Origin of the sequence: Duganella sp. Root336D2, from assembly GCF_001425005.1 — a bacterium.
Taxonomy (GTDB): domain Bacteria; phylum Pseudomonadota; class Gammaproteobacteria; order Burkholderiales; family Burkholderiaceae_D; genus Rugamonas.
The window spans coordinates 664,929-681,204 of the sequence record NZ_LMDB01000012.1 but is presented as its reverse complement, the minus strand read 5'-3'; the positions used below and the strand labels follow the sequence as shown (position 1 = coordinate 681,204).

The following is a 16,276-nucleotide window of genomic DNA, read 5'->3' as shown; positions in this document are numbered from 1 at the left end:
CATAGTGTTGATTCTGCGCAAAATGCGCCAACAAACCGCCATCATTGCCAGATGATCCGACGCCTTATCCGAACCCGCCTGCGTGCCCGCAGTGCCGAGGAAATCGCCGACCTGCGCCTGGCTGCGTTAAGCTGGCTCGGAATCACCTGCTTTCCACTGTATTACGCGATTTTCGGCTGGCTGGTGCCGCAGCCTTATGAAAACCTGGCGGCGCGCATGATTGGCACTGCGCTCGGGATCGGCGGCCTGCTGGCACGCCGCCTGCCGCCGCGGCTGCGCGATCGCTACACCCTGGTGCTGGTGACCTACGAGCTGCCCTTTTTCTGCACCTTCATGTTCCTGATGAACCACGCCAACGTGACCTGGTCGCAGGTGATGCTGGTGATGCTGGTTGCGCTGTTCCATTTCGACTTCCACCTCGCGCTGCGTGCCGGCGCCATCGGCATATCCAGCGCCATGCTGCTGGCAATCGCGCTGGGTGCCGGCGACGTGCTCGTTTCCACGGAAGTGCTGCAATTGCTGCCCGTGCAGTTGTTCCTGGCCGGCTGGATGTGGGTCTTCTCGCAAAGCCGGAAAGCGCTGGAAGAAGAAAAGCTGGAAGGCCTGGGCGAAGGCCTGGGCGCCGTGGCGCATGAAATGCGTACGCCGCTGGCCAGCCTCGATGCCAACGTGCGCGGCCTGTCGCGCATGCAGCAGCGCGCCGGGCAGGACAATCCGGTAATGCGCCAGGCACTCGGGCGCATGCAGTACGAGGTGCGCCACATGAATCATATGATCGACCTGTTCCTGCTTAGCGCGCAGGCAGTACGGCAAAAGCTGGACGCGCACGAAACCGTGTCCATGCTCGATACGGTCGAATCGGCGCTGCGCCGCTATCCTTTCACGGGCGAGGTCCAGCGCCAGCTGGTGGCGCTGCAGGTGCGCAGCGATTTCCGCTTCGGCGGCCAGAACGAACTGGCCATCATGCTGCTGCTGAACCTCCTGCGCAATGCGATGCAGGCGGTGCAGCGCGCCGGCAAAGGCCGGGTCAGGATCGTGATCGACGGCGCCCGGCCGGTGCCGCGCGTTCTGGTGATCGATACCGGCTGCGGTATCGCACCGCACCACCTGCCGATGATTTTCCAACGCTTCTTCACATATCCAGAGCATAATGGCGCCGGCATCGGCCTGGCTTTATGCCGCCAGGTGATGCAAGCTTGGCAAGCGAAACTGCATTGTGTCTCACGCGAGCACGCATATGCTATCTTTGTGCTCGAATTCCCCTTAAAAGCAAGCCGTTGAACCATGAAACTGCCCGTTTACGCCCACCCAACCATGACCGTCCTGGTGGACGACAGCGATACCTTCCTCCATAGCCTGGTATTCCAGCTCGATCCTATGCAGGCCAGCGTATGCTTCCATGACCCGCTGCAGGCGCTGGAATGGTTCAAGGCCAATGCCCAAAGCAGCGAACTGCCGCTGCAGGTCGATTTCGACAATCCTAACCAGTCGGCGGAGCAGCGCAATGTGGCAGTGGACCTGGAGCGGATCTACCGGATTTCCGGCCAGCCCCGGCGTTTTTCCATTCCCTCGGTGCTGGTGGTCGACTATTCGATGCCGCAAATGAATGGCGTGGCGTTCTGCCAGGCGATCCAGCACCTGCCCTGCAAGAAGATCCTGTTCACAGGCCAGGCCGATGAAAAGATCGCGGTGGATGCCTTCAACCGCGGCCTGATCGACCGCTATATCAAGAAAAGCGCAGACGATGCGCTGGACCGGCTGGAAGAAGAAGTGGCGGCGCTGCAGAAGGCGTTCTTCCAGGAGCAGTCGGAAACCCTGCTGGACATGCTGGTGCTGCACGAATTCAGCTTCCTGCGTTGCGGCGCGCTGGCCAGGGTAGTGCAGCAGCTGTACCAGGAGCACGGCTTCGTCGAACATTACCCATTCCCCAGCCCGAGCGGCATCCTGTTCTTCAAGGCTGACGGCTCGGCGCAGCTGATGGTGGTGGAGACGGCGCGCGGTTACGAATCCCAGGTGGAAATGGCTCGCGACAGCGGCGCCCCGCAATCGCTGGTGGAGGCACTGGAAGAAAAGCGCATGCTGCCCTTCTTTCCGCCCGATGGCATGTATTCGGACGAAGTGGGCCAGCATTGGCACCGCTACTGCAAGGCGCCGCAGGTGTGCAAGGGGCTGGAAACCTATTACTGGGCCCTGTTCGAAATCGAGCCTGCCCTGCTCGATATCCAGCCTACCCCTTACGCAGAATTCCTGCGCCAGCATACGCCGCCGCTGGCGGCGTAATCCCCATCAAGCCTCCCGCAGCGTCTGCAGCGGGGGGTGATTCAGCACATTGCGCAGGCCAAGCCAGCCGCCGACCGCGGCGCACACTGCACCTGCCAGCAAGCCTGCCAGCCAGACCCAGGGACTGAAAGTCCAGGCGAACTTGAACTGGTAAGTCGCCAGGCCCCATCCCATCATCCCTGCCCCGGTGGCGGCCAGCAGGCCGCCCAGGCCCCCGACCAGCATGAACTCGATCAGTTGCGCTTGCGACAGCTGGCGGCGGGTGGCGCCAAGGGCGCGCAGCAGGCCGGCCTCGCGGCGCCGTTCGTCCTGCGAGCCCATCAAGGCGGCATACAGTACCAGCACGCCGGACAACAGGGTGAAGGCAAACAGGAATTCCACCGCCTGGATCACCTGGTCCAGCACCGATTGCACCTGGCGCAGGATGCCGCCCACGTCAATAATGGTCAGGTTGGGGAATTCACGCGACAGCGCATTGCCGGCCACCAGGGCTTCCTTCGGCAAGTGGTAGGACGTAATCCAGGTTTGCGGCGTGTCGGCCATTACGGCGGGATTGATGATGACGAAGAAGTTCACCCGCATCGAGCCCCATTCCAGCTTGCGCAGGCTGGTAACCTTTGCCTCCACCGGCGAGCCGGCGATATCGAAACGCATCGTGTCGCCCAGCTTCAGGCCCAGCGTCCTGGCGATGCCTTCCTCGACCGAAGCTTCGCCCGCGCTGCCGCGCATTTCCCATTTACCGGAGGTGACCCGGTTCTGGGACGGGAGCTCGGTCATGGTCGACAGGTTGAACTCGCGTTCGGCCAGCCCTTTCGCGCGCTCGTCGGTGTAGCTCTCGCTGGTGATAGCCTTGCCATTCACCGCCACCAGGCGGCCGCGTATCATCGGGAACAGCGGCACGTCCTTCACCCCGGCTCCTTTCAGGCGCGCAGCGATGGCGTCCTTCTGCTCCGGCTGGATGTTGATGATGAAGCGGTTCGGCGCATCCGGCGGCATGGTATTGCGCCAGGCCGACATCAAATCGCCGCGCACCACGGTCAGCAGCAGCAACGCCATCAGGCCGAGCGACAGCGACACCACCTGCACCACGGTGGCGCCGGGACGGCGGCGCAGCGAGGTGACAGCGAAGCGCCACGAGTGGTGCGAAAACGCGTTGCGCAGCGGACGCAAGGCCTGCAGTCCAAGCCAGCCCACCAGCGCGAACACGGCGCAGCCAAGCAGGAAGCCGCCGCCGGTCATGCCGGCCAGCTTGACGTCATTCGATTGCCACAGCAGCAGCGCGCCGAAAGCTGCGATGCCAAGGCCATAAGTCGCCAGTGCAGCCGGCTTGGGGGCGGCCGCTTCGCGGCGGATGACGCGGTTGTGCGGCACGTTGCGCAATTGCAGGATCGGCGGCAGCGCGAAGCCGGCCAGCAGGATCATGCCGGTAGCCAGGCCTTGCAGCGCCGGCAGGAAGCTCGGCGCCGGAATATCGGCGGCCACCAGGCTGCCAAGCAGTTGCAGCAGCACGTAGTGGGCGCCAAAGCCGAGCAGTACGCCGAGCAGGCTGCCGGCCAGGCCGACCAGCAGGAATTCAACGAGGTAGATCACCGTCACCTGGTTTTGCGTCAGCCCCAGGCAGCGCAGCATGGCGCAGGAATCGAGATGGCGCTGCATGAAGCGGCGTGCCGCCATCGCCACCGCCACGGCAGCCAGCATGGCCGACAGCAGGCCGACCAGCGACAGGAAACGGTCCGCGCGGTCGAGCGTGGCGCTCATTTCAGGGCGCCCTTCTTCCAGCGATTCAAGGCGCACGCCGCGCACGTTATCCTTTTTGAGCAGGGCTTTGAGCCATTCGCCGTATTCCTGCGTCGGCTTGGAGCTGGCGCCGGGTCCTGCCACCAGCAGCCGGTAGCCGACGCGCGAACCTTCCTGCACCAGATTCGTGGCGGGCATATCGGACAGGGCAAGGAAAACGCGCGGCGCGAAGTTGATGAAGCCACCGCCCCGATCCGGTTCCGCGGCAATCAGCTGCGTCACGCGGAACTGCTGGTCGCCCAGCTGCACCGTGCCGCCCACGGCGACGTCCAGCGCAGCCGCCAGCGCCGGGTCGATCCAGATCGTGCCCGGTTGCGGCGCGGCAGGCGCCGGGCTGCCGATGCTTTCATTGGCCTGCGCAATATCGGTATTGACCTTGACGCGGCCGCGCAGCGGATAGCCCGGGCTGACGGCTTTCAGCGTTACCAGCACGGAGCGGGCGGTATCGCCCTGCCCGGCCTGTGCCATGCTGGGAAAGGCCAGCGTATCGGCCACCAGCAGGCCGCGCTTCCGTGCTTCGTCGCGCCAGGCCGCAGGCACCGGATTATCGGCCACCACCACCAGGTCGGCGCCCAGCAACTGGTGCGCATCGCGGTTCAGCCCGCTGCGCAGGCGATCGATGAAGAAGCCGGCGGCCGCGAGCGCCGCCACCGCCACCACCAGCGCAACCAGCAGGAAGCGCAATTGCCCGGCGCGCCAGTCGCGCACCGTCATCCTCAGGGCTTGTCGAAACATTGATTGTCAGGCCATGTTAAACCACGTTGAAGGCAGAGAAGTAGCTATCCACCTCATCCAGCAACTTCTGCTTTTCGTCCGCCGGCAGGAAAGCCGCTTCGAAACTGTTGCGCGCCAGCTGGTGCGCATGCGCCAGGCCGAGCGGCAGGGCGTCGAACAGGGCGACGAAGTTGTCGTTCATATAGCCGCCGAAGTAGGCCGGATCGTCTGAATTCACCATCGCCACCAGGCCCGCGTCAAGCAGGTCCAGCAGGTTATGGTCCTTCATCTGGTCGAACACGCGCAGCTTGGTGTTGGACAGCGGGCAGACGGTCAGCGGCATGCGCAGCGCGGCCAGGCGGCGCGTCAGCGCCGGATCTTCCAGGCAGCGCACGCCGTGGTCGATGCGTTCCACCTTGAGCAGGTCGAGCGCGGTTTCGATATAGGCTGGCGGGCCTTCTTCGCCGGCATGCGCCACCAGATGCAGCCCCAGGTCGCGGGCGCGCGCAAACACGCGCGCAAATTTTTCCGGCGGGTGGCCGACTTCCGAAGAATCGAGGCCGACGCCAATAAATTGATCGCGGTATGGCAGCGCAGCGTCCAGCGTGGCCAGCGCATCTTCCTCGCTCAGGTGGCGCAGGAAGCACAGGATCAGCTTGGCGCTGATCGGGCCTTCTTCGCAGGCGCGGTGGATACCATGAATTACATCGCCAATCGGCACCCCGCGCGCGGTGTGGGTCTGCGGGTCAAAAAAAATCTCCGCATGGCGCACATGGTCGGCTTTGGCGCGCTGCAGGTAGGCCATGGTCATGTCGTAGAAGTCCTGCTCTTTCAGCAGCACGCTGGCGCCGGCGTAGTAGATGTCGAGGAAGGATTGCAGGTTGGTGAAGGCATACGCGGCGCGCAGCGCCTCAACCGAGGGATAGGCCAATTTGACGCCATTGCGCTCGGCCAGCGCGAAGATCAGTTCCGGCTCCAGCGAGCCTTCGATGTGGATGTGCAGTTCGGCCTTCGGCATGTTTTGCACGATGGAGCGCATTTGGGTGGTCATGTCTGTTCTCTCTCGCTTTGGACGTGTTGTGCATCATACTTCACATGTGCTGCAGAGTCGGGCCAGCCGTGCTACTGTGGTGCCAACGCGCGAGGGGACGAGCACCGGCTTTACTTCTAGATCCATTAGAGCAATAATAAATTTCATCAACGTAAGATGCGTTTCGAGCCCGGCAACCATCCCTCCCGCCGGCTAATAATGATCCAGCTCTGAGCCTCGGGCAATCCCTGGCACCTCAAGCAAGCTGGCAAAGCATTGAGCAGGCCTGCAGCCCATAGCTTCGACTGCCGACCATGTGACTAGTAGATTTTTCATTAAAGGACATTCACATGACCATTTTTGACAACTACGCAGCACGCTACGAGCGCACCAAGGAAGAGGAAATGTCCCTCTCCGAATATCTCGCGCTTTGCAAAAAGGACCGCCTGACCTACGCTTCGGCGGCGGAACGCATGCTGGCTGCGATTGGCGAACCGACCCTGGTTGATACGCGCAACGATACGCGCCTGTCCCGCATCTTCGCCAACAAGGTCATCAAGATTTATCCCGCCTTCCGCGAGTTCTACGGCATGGAAGACGTCATCGAACAGGTGGTCGCCTACTTCCGCCATGCCGCGCAGGGGCTGGAAGAGCGCAAGCAGATCCTCTACCTGCTGGGCCCGGTCGGCGGCGGCAAGTCTTCGATTGCGGAAAAGCTCAAGCAATTGATGGAAGAAGTGCCGTTCTACTGCCTGAAAGGCTCGCCGGTGAACGAATCGCCGCTCGGCCTGTTCAGCGAGGGGGAAGACGGCACCATCCTGGAGGAAGACTACGGCATTCCGCGCCGCTACCTGCGCAACATCCCTTCGCCATGGGCGGTCAAGCGGCTGCATGAATTCAATGGCGATATCAACCAGTTCCGCGTGGTCAAGCGCTACCCTTCGGTGCTGAAACAGACCGCCATTTCCAAGACCGAGCCGGGCGACGAGAACAACCAGGACATTTCCTCCCTGGTCGGCAAGGTCGATATCCGCAAGCTGGAAGACTATGCCCAGGACGATCCGGACGCTTACAGCTATTCCGGCGGCCTGTGCCTGGCCAACCAGGGCCTGATGGAATTCGTCGAGATGTTCAAGGCGCCGATCAAGGTGCTGCACCCTTTGCTGACCGCCACCCAGGAAGGCAATTACAAGGGCACGGAAGGCTTTGGCGCGATTCCGTTCGAAGGCATCATCCTGGCGCACTCGAACGAGTCCGAATGGAAGAGCTTCAAGAACAACCGCAATAACGAGGCATTCCTCGACCGTATCTATATAGTGAAGGTGCCGTACTGCCTGCGCGTCACCGACGAAATCAAGATTTACGAGAAGCTGCTGCACAATTCTTCGCTCGACAAGGCGCCTTGCGCCCCGGGCACGCTGCGCATGATGTCGCAGTTCGCCATCCTGTCGCGCCTGAAAGAGCCGGAAAACTCGAGTATTTTCAGCAAAATGCTGGTGTACGACGGCGAAAACCTCAAGGATACCGACCCGAAAGCCAAGTCGATCCACGAGTACGTGGACTACGCCGGGGTGGACGAGGGCATGAACGGGCTGTCGACGCGCTTCGCCTTCAAGATCCTGTCCAAGGTCTTCAATTTCGACTCGACCGAGGTGGCGGCCAATCCGGTGCACCTGCTCTACGTGCTGGAACAGCAGGTCGAACGCGAGCAGTTCCCGCCGGAGACCGAACAAAAGTACTTCTCCTATATCAAAGAGCACCTGGCCCAGCGCTACGTCGAATTCATCGGCAAGGAAATCCAGACTGCCTACCTCGAGAGCTACTCCGAATACGGCCAGAATATCTTCGACCGCTATGTGACCTTTGCCGACTTCTGGATCCAGGACCAGGAATACCGCGACCCGGATACCGGCGAGAGCTTCGACCGCGAATCGCTGAACAACGAACTGGAGAAAATCGAGAAGCCGGCCGGCATTTCGAACCCGAAAGACTTCCGGAATGAGATCGTCAACTTCGGGCTGCGCGCGCGCGCCAATAACGGCGGCAAGAATCCGGCCTGGACCAGTTACGAGAAATTCCGCACCGTGATCGAAAAGAAAATGTTCTCCAACACCGAAGAACTGCTGCCGGTGATTTCCTTCAACGCCAAGGCCAGCGCCGAGGACGCCAACAAGCATGCCGACTTCGTGGCGCGCATGGTGGAAAAGGGTTACACGGCCAAGCAGGTGCGGCTGCTGTGCGAATGGTATCTGCGCGTGAGGAAGTCGTCCTGATAGAGAAGTGGGATAATCAGGACGCGCCAATCAAGCAGGCAGGAGGAACATGACTTACCTCATCGACCGTCGTTTGCAGGGCAAGAACAAGTCCGCGGTCAACCGCGAACGATTTTTGCGGCGTTACAAAGGCCAGATCAAGGATGCCGTCGGGCGCGCCATCAAGGGGCGCTCGATCACCGACATCGAGAATGGCGAAAAAGTATCCATTCCCGTCAAGGACGTGAACGAGCCCTCGTTCGGCCACGCCCATGGCGGCGTCTGGGAAGTAGTCAACCCCGGCAATGAGGAATACCAGAAAGGCGACTTGATCAACCGCCCCAAAGGCGGCGGGGGCAGCGGCCGCGGCCGCGCAGGCAACAGCGACCAGACCAGCGAAGATGATTTCATCTTCGAATTGTCGCGCGAAGAATTCATGAACTACTTCTTCGAAGACCTGGAACTGCCGCACATGATCAAGACCCAGCTCACGGCAACCACCGAGTTCAAGCCGCAGCGCGCCGGTTACACGGTGTCCGGCACGCCGTCCAATATCCACGTGCTGCGCTCGCTGCGCGGCGCCCTCGGCCGCCGCATCGCCGTGGGCGGCAATTCGCGCAAGCGCCTGATCGAGGCCGAACGCGAACTGGAGGAATTGCTGGTGGCCGGCGCCCCGCTCGACGATCCGCAAGTGATCGAGCTGAAAAAGCTGATCCACCACCTGCACACGCGGCTGCTGGCCATCCCCTTCATCGACCCCTTCGACCTGCGCTATTCCAACCGCATCAAGGTGCCGAAACCGATGACCCAGGCCGTGATGTTCTGCATCATGGACGTGTCGGGCTCGATGGACGAGCAGCGCAAGGATACCGCCAAGCGCTTCTTCATCCTGCTCTACCTCTTCCTCAAGCGCGTGTACGACAAGATCGAGGTGGTGTTCATCCGCCACCATACGGCAGCGTCGGAAGTGGACGAGAACGAGTTCTTCCATTCGCGCGAATCGGGCGGCACCGTGGTCTCCTCCGCCCTGCACCTGCTGAACAAGGTGATCGACGAGCGCTTTGGCGGCGGCAGCTGGAACGCCTATGTGGCGCAAGCGTCCGACGGCGACAACTGGGACAACGATTCCGTGCTGTGCCGGCAACTGCTGGTCAATACCATCATGCCCAAGGTGCAGTACTACACCTATGTCGAGATCACCGACGGCCCGCCGCAGAACCTGTGGGAGCAATACGCCCAGATTCCCGAATACCACCAGCACTTCGCCATGCAGAAGATAGTCACGCCGGCCGATATTTACCCGGTGTTCCGCGAACTGTTCAAGAAGCAGCCAAAATGAACCAGATGAGCAAGCGCCCCCCGCATCCACGGGCCCTGCCGGAGCAATCCGAATGGACGTTTGAATTGATCGAGCAGGCGCACGGGGAAATCCGCCGCGTGGCGCAAAACTTCGGGCTGGACACTTATCCGAACCAGCTGGAGATCATTACTGCCGAGCAAATGATGGATGCCTACACCTCGGTCGGCATGCCAGTTTCATATGCACATTGGTCTTTCGGCAAGCACTTTCTTGCCACGGAAAAAGGCTACAAGCGCGGGCAGATGGGGCTGGCCTATGAGATTGTGATCAACTCCAATCCCTGTATCGCCTATCTGATGGAGGAGAACAGCCTGACCATGCAGGCGCTGGTGATTGCCCATGCTGCCTACGGCCACAATTCTTTCTTCAAGGGCAACTACCTGTTCAAGACCTGGACCGACGCGGACGCGATTATCGATTACATGGTGTTTGCCAAGAATTACATTACCGAGTGCGAACAGCGGCATGGCATCGATGCCATTGAATTGCTGCTCGACTCTTGCCACGCGATCCAGAATTACGGCGTCGACCGCTACAAGCGGCCGGCCAAGCTCTCGCTGGCGCAGGAAGCGATGAAACAGAAGGAGCGCGAAGCCTACCTGCAATCGCAGATCAACGAGCTGTGGCGCACCGTGCCGCGCCGCGAAGAAGAAGCGGTCGACAAGCCGGCGCCGCGCTTCCCGCCCGAGCCGGAAGAAAACCTGCTGTACTTTATAGAGAAGTACGCCCCGCTGCTGGAGCCATGGCAGCGCGAGATCGTGCGCATCGTGCGCAAGATCAGCCAGTATTTCTACCCGCAGCGCCAGACCCAGGTCATGAATGAGGGCTGGGCCACGTTCTGGCATTACACCATCCTCAACCAGCTGTACGACGAGGGCGTGGTCAGCGATGGCTTCATGATGGAATTCCTGAAGAGCCATACCAATGTGGTGTACCAGCCGCCGGTGCATAGCCCCTATTACAACGGCATCAATCCGTATGCGCTGGGGTTCGCGATGATGTCTGACATCCGCCGCATCTGCGAGAACCCCAGCACGGAAGACCGCGAATGGTTCCCCGATATCGCCGGCAGCGACTGGAAGAAGACGCTTGACTTCGCGATGCGCAACTTCAAGGATGAAAGCTTCATTGCGCAATATCTTTCGCCGCGCCTGATCCGCGAGTTCCACTTCTTTGCTGTATTGGATGACGACAAGAACGACAAACTGGCTGTCTCGGCCATCCATGATGAACTGGGCTACCGCTACGTGCGGCAAATGCTGGCCGACCAGTACAACCTGGGCAACCGCGAGCCTAATATACAGGTGTGGTCGGTGAATACCCGCGACGACCGCGCCCTGACACTGCGCCACACGCAGTACAACCGCCGTCCCCTCAACCAGCAGGCCAACGAGGTACTGAAGCACGTGGCCCGCCTGTGGGGATTTGACGTTCACCTGGATACGGTCTCCCCGGATGGCCAGGTGATCAGCACCATCGAGTGCAAGCGCGAGAAGCGCAACCGGGTGATCTGACCGCCGCTTTTGACAGAGTTAAGTCGAAGCAACACACTTCGCCAAATTTCCTTAGCCTCGCCAGCATTGTTGGTGAGCTTTCTTTCGTCTTACGGAAAAAATGATGAAGATCAATCGCAAGGGCGAAAGATTGGTCAATTTTCTCTTGCTTTTTCTGCCAGACCGCTTTGCAATAGTCTGGTAACAGCCTGCCAATATGGGGCTAAGGGCATGAAATTTAAACGGTTTTCAAGACAAAATTCTATGCAAAAATCCAAAATTCGTATGTATAATTCGCCGACGTCCCGGATGCGGCTGTAGCTTTGTGTCGCCATTTTGGGGGTTTAAAAGGTAGCAACACAAGAGTTGGTATTGGAGAAAGCAGGCATGAATTTCAGTGATAACGAGAAAATTGCCGGGAAGAAGAACTATACGGGCATCGCGTTCGTCGTAGTCCTGCACCTGTTAGCTGGTTACGGCATCGTATCTGGCCTGGGCAAGAAAATGATTAGCAAGATGATCGAACCGGTGGAGACCAAGATCATCGAGGAGGTAGCCCCGCCTCCGCCAAAAGAACTGCCGCCACCGCCACCTCCACCAGAGATGAAGGCACCACCACCGCCATTCATTCCTCCGGTTGAAGTGAACGTGCAGCAACCGCCGCCAGCGCAGAACGTGATCGCCAACGCGACCAGCGTGAAGCCAACCACCACCGATATTCGCCCAGCCCCTCCAGCGGCACCGGCACCGACCGCCCCTCCGGCAACCGGTGTGCGTACCCCGGCTGTGGTCGACTTTGGTACCTGCGCCAAGCCAGAATGGCCGAAGTCGTCGCTGCGTAACGAAGAAACCGGTACCGTGACCCTGTCGTTCCTGATCAGTGCGGACGGCCGTGTCGGCGATTCGAAAGTAGTGAAATCTAGTGGTTTCCGTGATTTGGACAAGGCTGCCATCGTCGGCATCGCCAAGTGCAAGTTCAAGCCAGCCACCGTGGATGGCCATCCACAAGAAACCTGGCAACAGATGCAATACGTCTGGACGCTGGAATAAACCTGAGACAAAGCACCGTCTCGCAACTAAGTAAGTCCGTTGTCGTTTAAGCCAGCGAACTGATTATTTTTCAAATTTGGAGGAAGCATGTTTAAGAATACCCGTTTGTCCGCTGTACTGGCCGCTGTGCTGTTCTCGGTGACCGCAGCTACCGCCCTGGTAAGCGCCCCAGCGATGGCTGACGCGCCTGCCTCGGCAGCCGCTACGGCTCCAGCCGCTGACGCGCCTGCAGCTCCAGCAGCCGACGCGGCAGCAGCTCCAGCAGCAGAAGCAGCCGCTCCAGCTGCCGCCCCTGCTGCTCCAGCCGCTAAAGAAGAAGTCGAAAACCCATTCGGTATCGCCGCTGTGTGGGAAGCCGGCTTCGTTGCTCGTGCTACCCTGATCATCCTGTCGATCATGTCGGTCGGTTCCTGGTACATCATCGTGACCAAGATCATCGACCAGCAGAAGATCTTCAAACAGCAGAAAGAAACCGCTGCCAAGTTCTGGAAAGCATCGTCGATCGCTGCCGGTACCGCGACCCTGACCGAAGGTTCCCCATTCCGCTTCATCGCTGAATCCGGCACCAAGGCAACCGCTCACCACGACGGCGCCCTGCTGGAACAAATCGACCTGTCGACCTGGGTGACCATGTCGATCCAGCGCGCTGTTGACAAAGTGCAGTCCCGTCTGTCCGATGGCCTGTCCTTCCTGGCAACCGTTGGTTCGACCGCTCCGTTCATCGGCCTGTTCGGTACCGTGTGGGGTATTTACGGCGCGCTGACCAACATCGGTATGACCGGTAACGCATCGATCGACAAAGTTGCAGGCCCAGTGGGTGAAGCACTGATCATGACCGCTTTCGGTCTGCTGGTGGCAGTTCCTGCAGTTCTGGGTTACAACTGGCTGCTGCGTCGTAACAAGACCGCAATGGAAGATGTACGTTCCTTCTCCGCAGACGTGCACTCCGTGCTGATCTCCGGCGCAATGTCCACTTCGAACGCCGCTTCGTCGAAAAAAGTAGGTTAATACCATGTCGATGTCTGTAGGCTCCGATACCGGGGGAGAAGAGCAGCTTAACAGTGAGATCAACACGACTCCGCTCGTGGACATCATGCTGGTTCTGCTGATCATCTTCCTGATCACGAGCCCGGTCGTTCTCAAACTGCAGAAGATCAACCTGCCGGAAGAGATCAACCAGGCAATCCAGACCAAACCAGAGAACGTCAACATCGTTGTTAACAAAGATGGCGACATCTACTGGAACCAGAAGAAAATGCGCGACGCGAATGAGCTGTTCGATTTTCTGAAAGAGGAAGCTGTGAAGGTGCCTCAGCCTGAAGTTCATGTCCGCGGCGACAAAGACGCGAAATATGAATCGATTGGCCGTGTGATCTACACCACCCAGCGCGCTGGCATCCAGAAGGTCGGTTTCATCACCGAACCGCCTGATAAGATGTAAGAACAAGCCGCCCCCGGCCGTATCGGGGGCGGCCTTCTGAAAAGGAACACAATTCATGAGTATGAGCGTAGGCAGTTCCGGCGGTGAGTCGGAACCGATGATGGAAATGAACATGACGCCGATGATCGACGTCATGCTGGTTCTGATCATTCTGCTGATCATCACCATTCCAAAAGCGAACCACTCGGTTAACTTGAACATGCCGGTCGGCACCCCGCCACCGCCAACCAAGGAACCAGTGGTCGTGACCATCGACGTTGACTTCGACGGCACCATCCTGTGGGACAATGTGGTCGTACCCGACCGCCCTGCCCTGGAAAACAAGCTGATCGCCGTAGCGGCACAGGCTGACCAGCCTGAAGTGCACCTGCGTCCGAACAAGCTGGTTAACTACAGCGTGGTTGCAGGCGTAATGGCTTCGGCACAGCGTCTGGGCGTCACCAAGATTGGTCTGGTCGGCAACGAGCAGTTCCAGTAAATAATTGGGCCAAAACACCCTTTATTTTCCCAAATAGGCAGGTTATCCTGCCTATTTCGCATTTTGAAGAAAGAAAATCACCCCATGATTAAGTTTCGTCTCGCACATCTCGGCCTGGTAATGGCCGCTATCGGTTTCACCGCTGCCGTTCCAATGATGGGCGTATCGTCCATCGCTTATGCCGATACCGTGCGCGCTGAAGTGGGCAAGCCACTGCAGGAAGCGCAGAAGCTGGCCTCTTCCGGCAAATACAAGGAAGCCCTGGCGAAACTGAGGGAAGCTGATGCAGTCGGCGGCAAGTCCGAACTGGAAAAGTTCCAGATCGAATACACCCGTGGCTCGGCCGCGACCGCTGCAGGCGAGAATGAAACCGCTGCCCGCGCATTCGAGCAAGTCCTCGCTTCCCCTAAGCTGTCGTCGGCCCAGGCACCAAAGATCACCGAAGCGCTGGCCAGCATCTACCTGCGCGCCCGCGATTATCCAAAAGCCATCACCTACATCCAGAAGGTGCTGAAGGATAATCCGAACAACGCCCAGATGCGCGAGCAACTGATCCAGACCTACTACCAGAGCGGCAAGCTGAATGAAGCGGCCAAGGAACTGCAAGGCGCCAAGTCCGAAGGCAACCTGCAAATGCTGGCCAACATCCAGCTCAAGCAGAACGACAAGGCCGGCTATGTGCAGACCCTGGAAAAGCTGGCGGCTGCCTATCCCAAGGCATCCTACTGGGCCGACCTGCTGAACCGCGTGGTGGGCAAGCCTGGTTTCTCCTCGACCCTGAACCTGGACGTGATGCGCCTCAAGCTGGCCCTGAAGCAGATCACCAAACCATCGGAGTTCATGGAAATGGGCCAGTTGGCCCTGCAGGCAGGCAATGCTGCTGAAGCCTTGAAGATCGTCGACGAAGGCTACAAGAAGGGTGCCCTGGGCACCGGCGCCGACGCCGGCCGCCACCAGCGCCTGAAAGACCTGGCCGCCAAGACCCTGGCTGACCAGCAGAAGAACGCTGCCACCCAGGAAGCCAACTTCCGCAAGGAAAAGGATGCTGACGGCCTGGCCAACCTGGGCTATGCCATGGTTTCCGACGGCAAGGCCGATGGCCTGAAGCTGATGGAAGAAGCGATCAAGCTGGGCAGCGGCCGCAAGCCTGAAGAAATGAAGCTGCACTACGGCGTGGCGCAGTATGTTGCTGGCAAGAAGTCTGCTGCCATCAGCACCCTGAAGTCGGTCAAAGGCACCGCTGGCGAGCCTGAACTGGCCCGTTACTGGACCATGTACATTAACAACCCGGTCTGAAGCAAGCCGGGCTGAGCCAAGAAAAGCGCTGCCTGCACCCGCAGGCAGCGCTTTTTTACTTTCAACACGTATAATCAAGCATTTGAGCCTGACAGCAACTTAAATGAAGGTATTTCGCGGACTTCCCAATGCAGCGGCGCGTGCGCCCTGCGCCCTGACGATCGGCAACTTCGATGGTGTCCACCGCGGCCACCAGGCGTTGCTGGCGCGCGTGCGCGCGGCTGCCGATCAGCTCGGGCTGGAATCGGCCGTGATGACCTTTGAACCGCATCCGCGCGAATTCTTCGCCCGCAAGATGGGCGATATGTCGAAAGCGCCGCCGCGCATCGCCAACCTGCGCGACAAGCTGCAGGCGCTGGAAAACAATGGCGTCGACCGCGTCATCGTCGAGCATTTCTGCGACGCCTTTGCCGGCCAGTCGCCGCAGGCCTTCGTCGAGAAGGTGCTGGTGGAAGGCCTGCACGTGAAATGGCTGATGGTGGGCGACGATTTCTGCTACGGCGCCAAGCGCGCCGGCAATGTCGCCTTGCTGGCCGAAGCGGGCAGGCAGTACGGCTTTGAAGTCGCAGTGCTGGCGACCGTGCGCAACGGCGAGACCCGCATTTCCTCTTCGGCCGTGCGCACTGCGCTCGCCGAAGGCGATTTCCCGCATGCGCAGGCGCTGCTGGGCCATCCTTACTCGATTTCCGGCCATGTGATCCATGGCGCCAAGCTAGGACGCGATATCGGCTTCCCGACGCTGAACCTGCGCGTGCCGCACCGCCCTGCCCTGGCCGGCATCTTCATCGTGCAAGTGCACGGCCTGGGCGACAAGCCGCTGCCGGCAGTCGCCAGCCTCGGCGTGCGCCCGACGGTGGAAGACGCCGGCCGCGTGCTGCTGGAAGTCCATGTCTTCGACTTCGCCCGGAACTGCTACGGCAAGGTGGTGCGTGTCGAATTCCTGCAAAAGATACGCGACGAAGAAAAGTTCATTGACCTGCCTACCCTGGTCAAAGCCATTGAGCGCGATGCCGACCAAGCGCGCGCCTTCTTCGCCGCCAACTCCGTCACCGACCGAATTTAGACGCTGCCCGACTCCGCAAGCG

13 protein-coding genes are annotated in these 16,276 nt (G+C 60.0%); 11 read left to right on the top strand and 2 right to left on the bottom strand.

Annotation, left to right across the window (positions count from 1 at the left end; all coding sequences use genetic code 11):
• The first annotated feature begins 51 nt into the window (after positions 1–51).
• Complete coding sequence (locus ASD07_RS13235; RefSeq protein ID WP_055930594.1) at positions 52–1,281, top strand: sensor histidine kinase KdpD; 1,230 nt, start codon at positions 52–54, stop codon at positions 1,279–1,281.
• Positions 1,282–1,284: 3 nt separating this feature from the next.
• A complete protein-coding gene (locus tag ASD07_RS13230; RefSeq protein WP_055930590.1) occupies positions 1,285–2,280 on the top strand; it encodes a response regulator in 996 nt (331 codons plus the stop codon).
• 6 nt (positions 2,281–2,286) lie between these two features.
• On the opposite strand, the gene ASD07_RS13225 is transcribed toward ASD07_RS13230, so the two are convergent.
• Together ASD07_RS13225 and ASD07_RS13220 are read right to left on the bottom strand one after the other, a co-directional pair.
• Positions 2,287–4,812, bottom strand: coding sequence for an ABC transporter permease (locus ASD07_RS13225; RefSeq protein ID WP_055930587.1), 2,526 nt, complete (start codon positions 4,810–4,812; stop codon positions 2,287–2,289).
• A gap of 16 nt (positions 4,813–4,828) precedes the next feature.
• Positions 4,829–5,842 (bottom strand): adenosine deaminase, encoded by a 1,014-nt coding sequence (locus tag ASD07_RS13220; RefSeq protein ID WP_055930584.1) that lies wholly within the window; start codon positions 5,840–5,842, stop codon positions 4,829–4,831.
• A gap of 329 nt (positions 5,843–6,171) precedes the next feature.
• Between ASD07_RS13220 and ASD07_RS13215 the strand changes: the two genes are divergently transcribed.
• The 9 genes from ASD07_RS13215 (at position 6,172) to ASD07_RS13175 (ending at position 16,254) form a co-directional block, all read left to right on the top strand.
• A complete protein-coding gene (locus ASD07_RS13215; RefSeq protein WP_055930581.1) occupies positions 6,172–8,094 on the top strand; it encodes a PrkA family serine protein kinase in 1,923 nt (640 codons plus the stop codon).
• 49 nt (positions 8,095–8,143) lie between these two features.
• On the top strand, positions 8,144–9,412 hold the full coding sequence (locus ASD07_RS13210) for a YeaH/YhbH family protein (RefSeq protein ID WP_055930578.1): 1,269 nt from the start codon (positions 8,144–8,146) through the stop codon (positions 9,410–9,412).
• Positions 9,413–9,417: 5 nt separating this feature from the next.
• Positions 9,418–10,947, top strand: a complete 1,530-nt coding sequence (locus ASD07_RS13205) for a SpoVR family protein (protein ID WP_156398010.1) — start codon at positions 9,418–9,420, stop codon at positions 10,945–10,947.
• Between the two features lie 366 nt (positions 10,948–11,313).
• A complete protein-coding gene (locus tag ASD07_RS13200) occupies positions 11,314–11,976 on the top strand; it encodes an energy transducer TonB (RefSeq protein WP_055930572.1) in 663 nt (220 codons plus the stop codon).
• Between the two features lie 87 nt (positions 11,977–12,063).
• Entirely contained in the window at positions 12,064–12,984 is a 921-nt protein-coding gene (locus ASD07_RS13195) for a MotA/TolQ/ExbB proton channel family protein (RefSeq protein WP_082507291.1), read from the top strand.
• 4 nt (positions 12,985–12,988) lie between these two features.
• Complete coding sequence (locus ASD07_RS13190) at positions 12,989–13,417, top strand: biopolymer transporter ExbD (RefSeq protein ID WP_028101866.1); 429 nt, start codon at positions 12,989–12,991, stop codon at positions 13,415–13,417.
• Between the two features lie 55 nt (positions 13,418–13,472).
• Positions 13,473–13,895: a biopolymer transporter ExbD gene (locus tag ASD07_RS13185; RefSeq protein WP_200953793.1), complete on the top strand. Its 423-nt coding sequence runs from the start codon at positions 13,473–13,475 to the stop codon at positions 13,893–13,895.
• An 84-nt stretch (positions 13,896–13,979) separates the two neighbouring features.
• Entirely contained in the window at positions 13,980–15,191 is a 1,212-nt protein-coding gene (locus ASD07_RS13180; protein ID WP_055930566.1) for a lipopolysaccharide assembly protein LapB, read from the top strand.
• Positions 15,192–15,294: 103 nt separating this feature from the next.
• On the top strand, positions 15,295–16,254 hold the full coding sequence (locus ASD07_RS13175) for a bifunctional riboflavin kinase/FAD synthetase (protein ID WP_055930563.1): 960 nt from the start codon (positions 15,295–15,297) through the stop codon (positions 16,252–16,254).
• The last annotated feature ends 22 nt before the right edge of the window (positions 16,255–16,276 follow it).

Bases quoted from the DNA above. Each gene is read 5' to 3' on its own strand.
- ASD07_RS13235 (WP_055930594.1), top strand. From the start codon at position 52: ATGATCCGACGCCTTATCCGAACCCGCCTGCGTGCCCGCAGTGCCGAG.
- ASD07_RS13230 (WP_055930590.1), top strand. From the start codon at position 1,285: ATGAAACTGCCCGTTTACGCCCACCCAACCATGACCGTCCTGGTGGAC.
- ASD07_RS13225 (WP_055930587.1), bottom strand. From the start codon at position 4,812: ATGTTTCGACAAGCCCTGAGGATGACGGTGCGCGACTGGCGCGCCGGG.
- ASD07_RS13220 (WP_055930584.1), bottom strand. From the start codon at position 5,842: ATGACCACCCAAATGCGCTCCATCGTGCAAAACATGCCGAAGGCCGAA.
- ASD07_RS13215 (WP_055930581.1), top strand. From the start codon at position 6,172: ATGACCATTTTTGACAACTACGCAGCACGCTACGAGCGCACCAAGGAA.
- ASD07_RS13210 (WP_055930578.1), top strand. From the start codon at position 8,144: ATGACTTACCTCATCGACCGTCGTTTGCAGGGCAAGAACAAGTCCGCG.
- ASD07_RS13205 (WP_156398010.1), top strand. From the start codon at position 9,418: ATGAGCAAGCGCCCCCCGCATCCACGGGCCCTGCCGGAGCAATCCGAA.
- ASD07_RS13200 (WP_055930572.1), top strand. From the start codon at position 11,314: ATGAATTTCAGTGATAACGAGAAAATTGCCGGGAAGAAGAACTATACG.
- ASD07_RS13195 (WP_082507291.1), top strand. From the start codon at position 12,064: ATGTTTAAGAATACCCGTTTGTCCGCTGTACTGGCCGCTGTGCTGTTC.
- ASD07_RS13190 (WP_028101866.1), top strand. From the start codon at position 12,989: ATGTCGATGTCTGTAGGCTCCGATACCGGGGGAGAAGAGCAGCTTAAC.
- ASD07_RS13185 (WP_200953793.1), top strand. From the start codon at position 13,473: ATGAGTATGAGCGTAGGCAGTTCCGGCGGTGAGTCGGAACCGATGATG.
- ASD07_RS13180 (WP_055930566.1), top strand. From the start codon at position 13,980: ATGATTAAGTTTCGTCTCGCACATCTCGGCCTGGTAATGGCCGCTATC.
- ASD07_RS13175 (WP_055930563.1), top strand. From the start codon at position 15,295: ATGAAGGTATTTCGCGGACTTCCCAATGCAGCGGCGCGTGCGCCCTGC.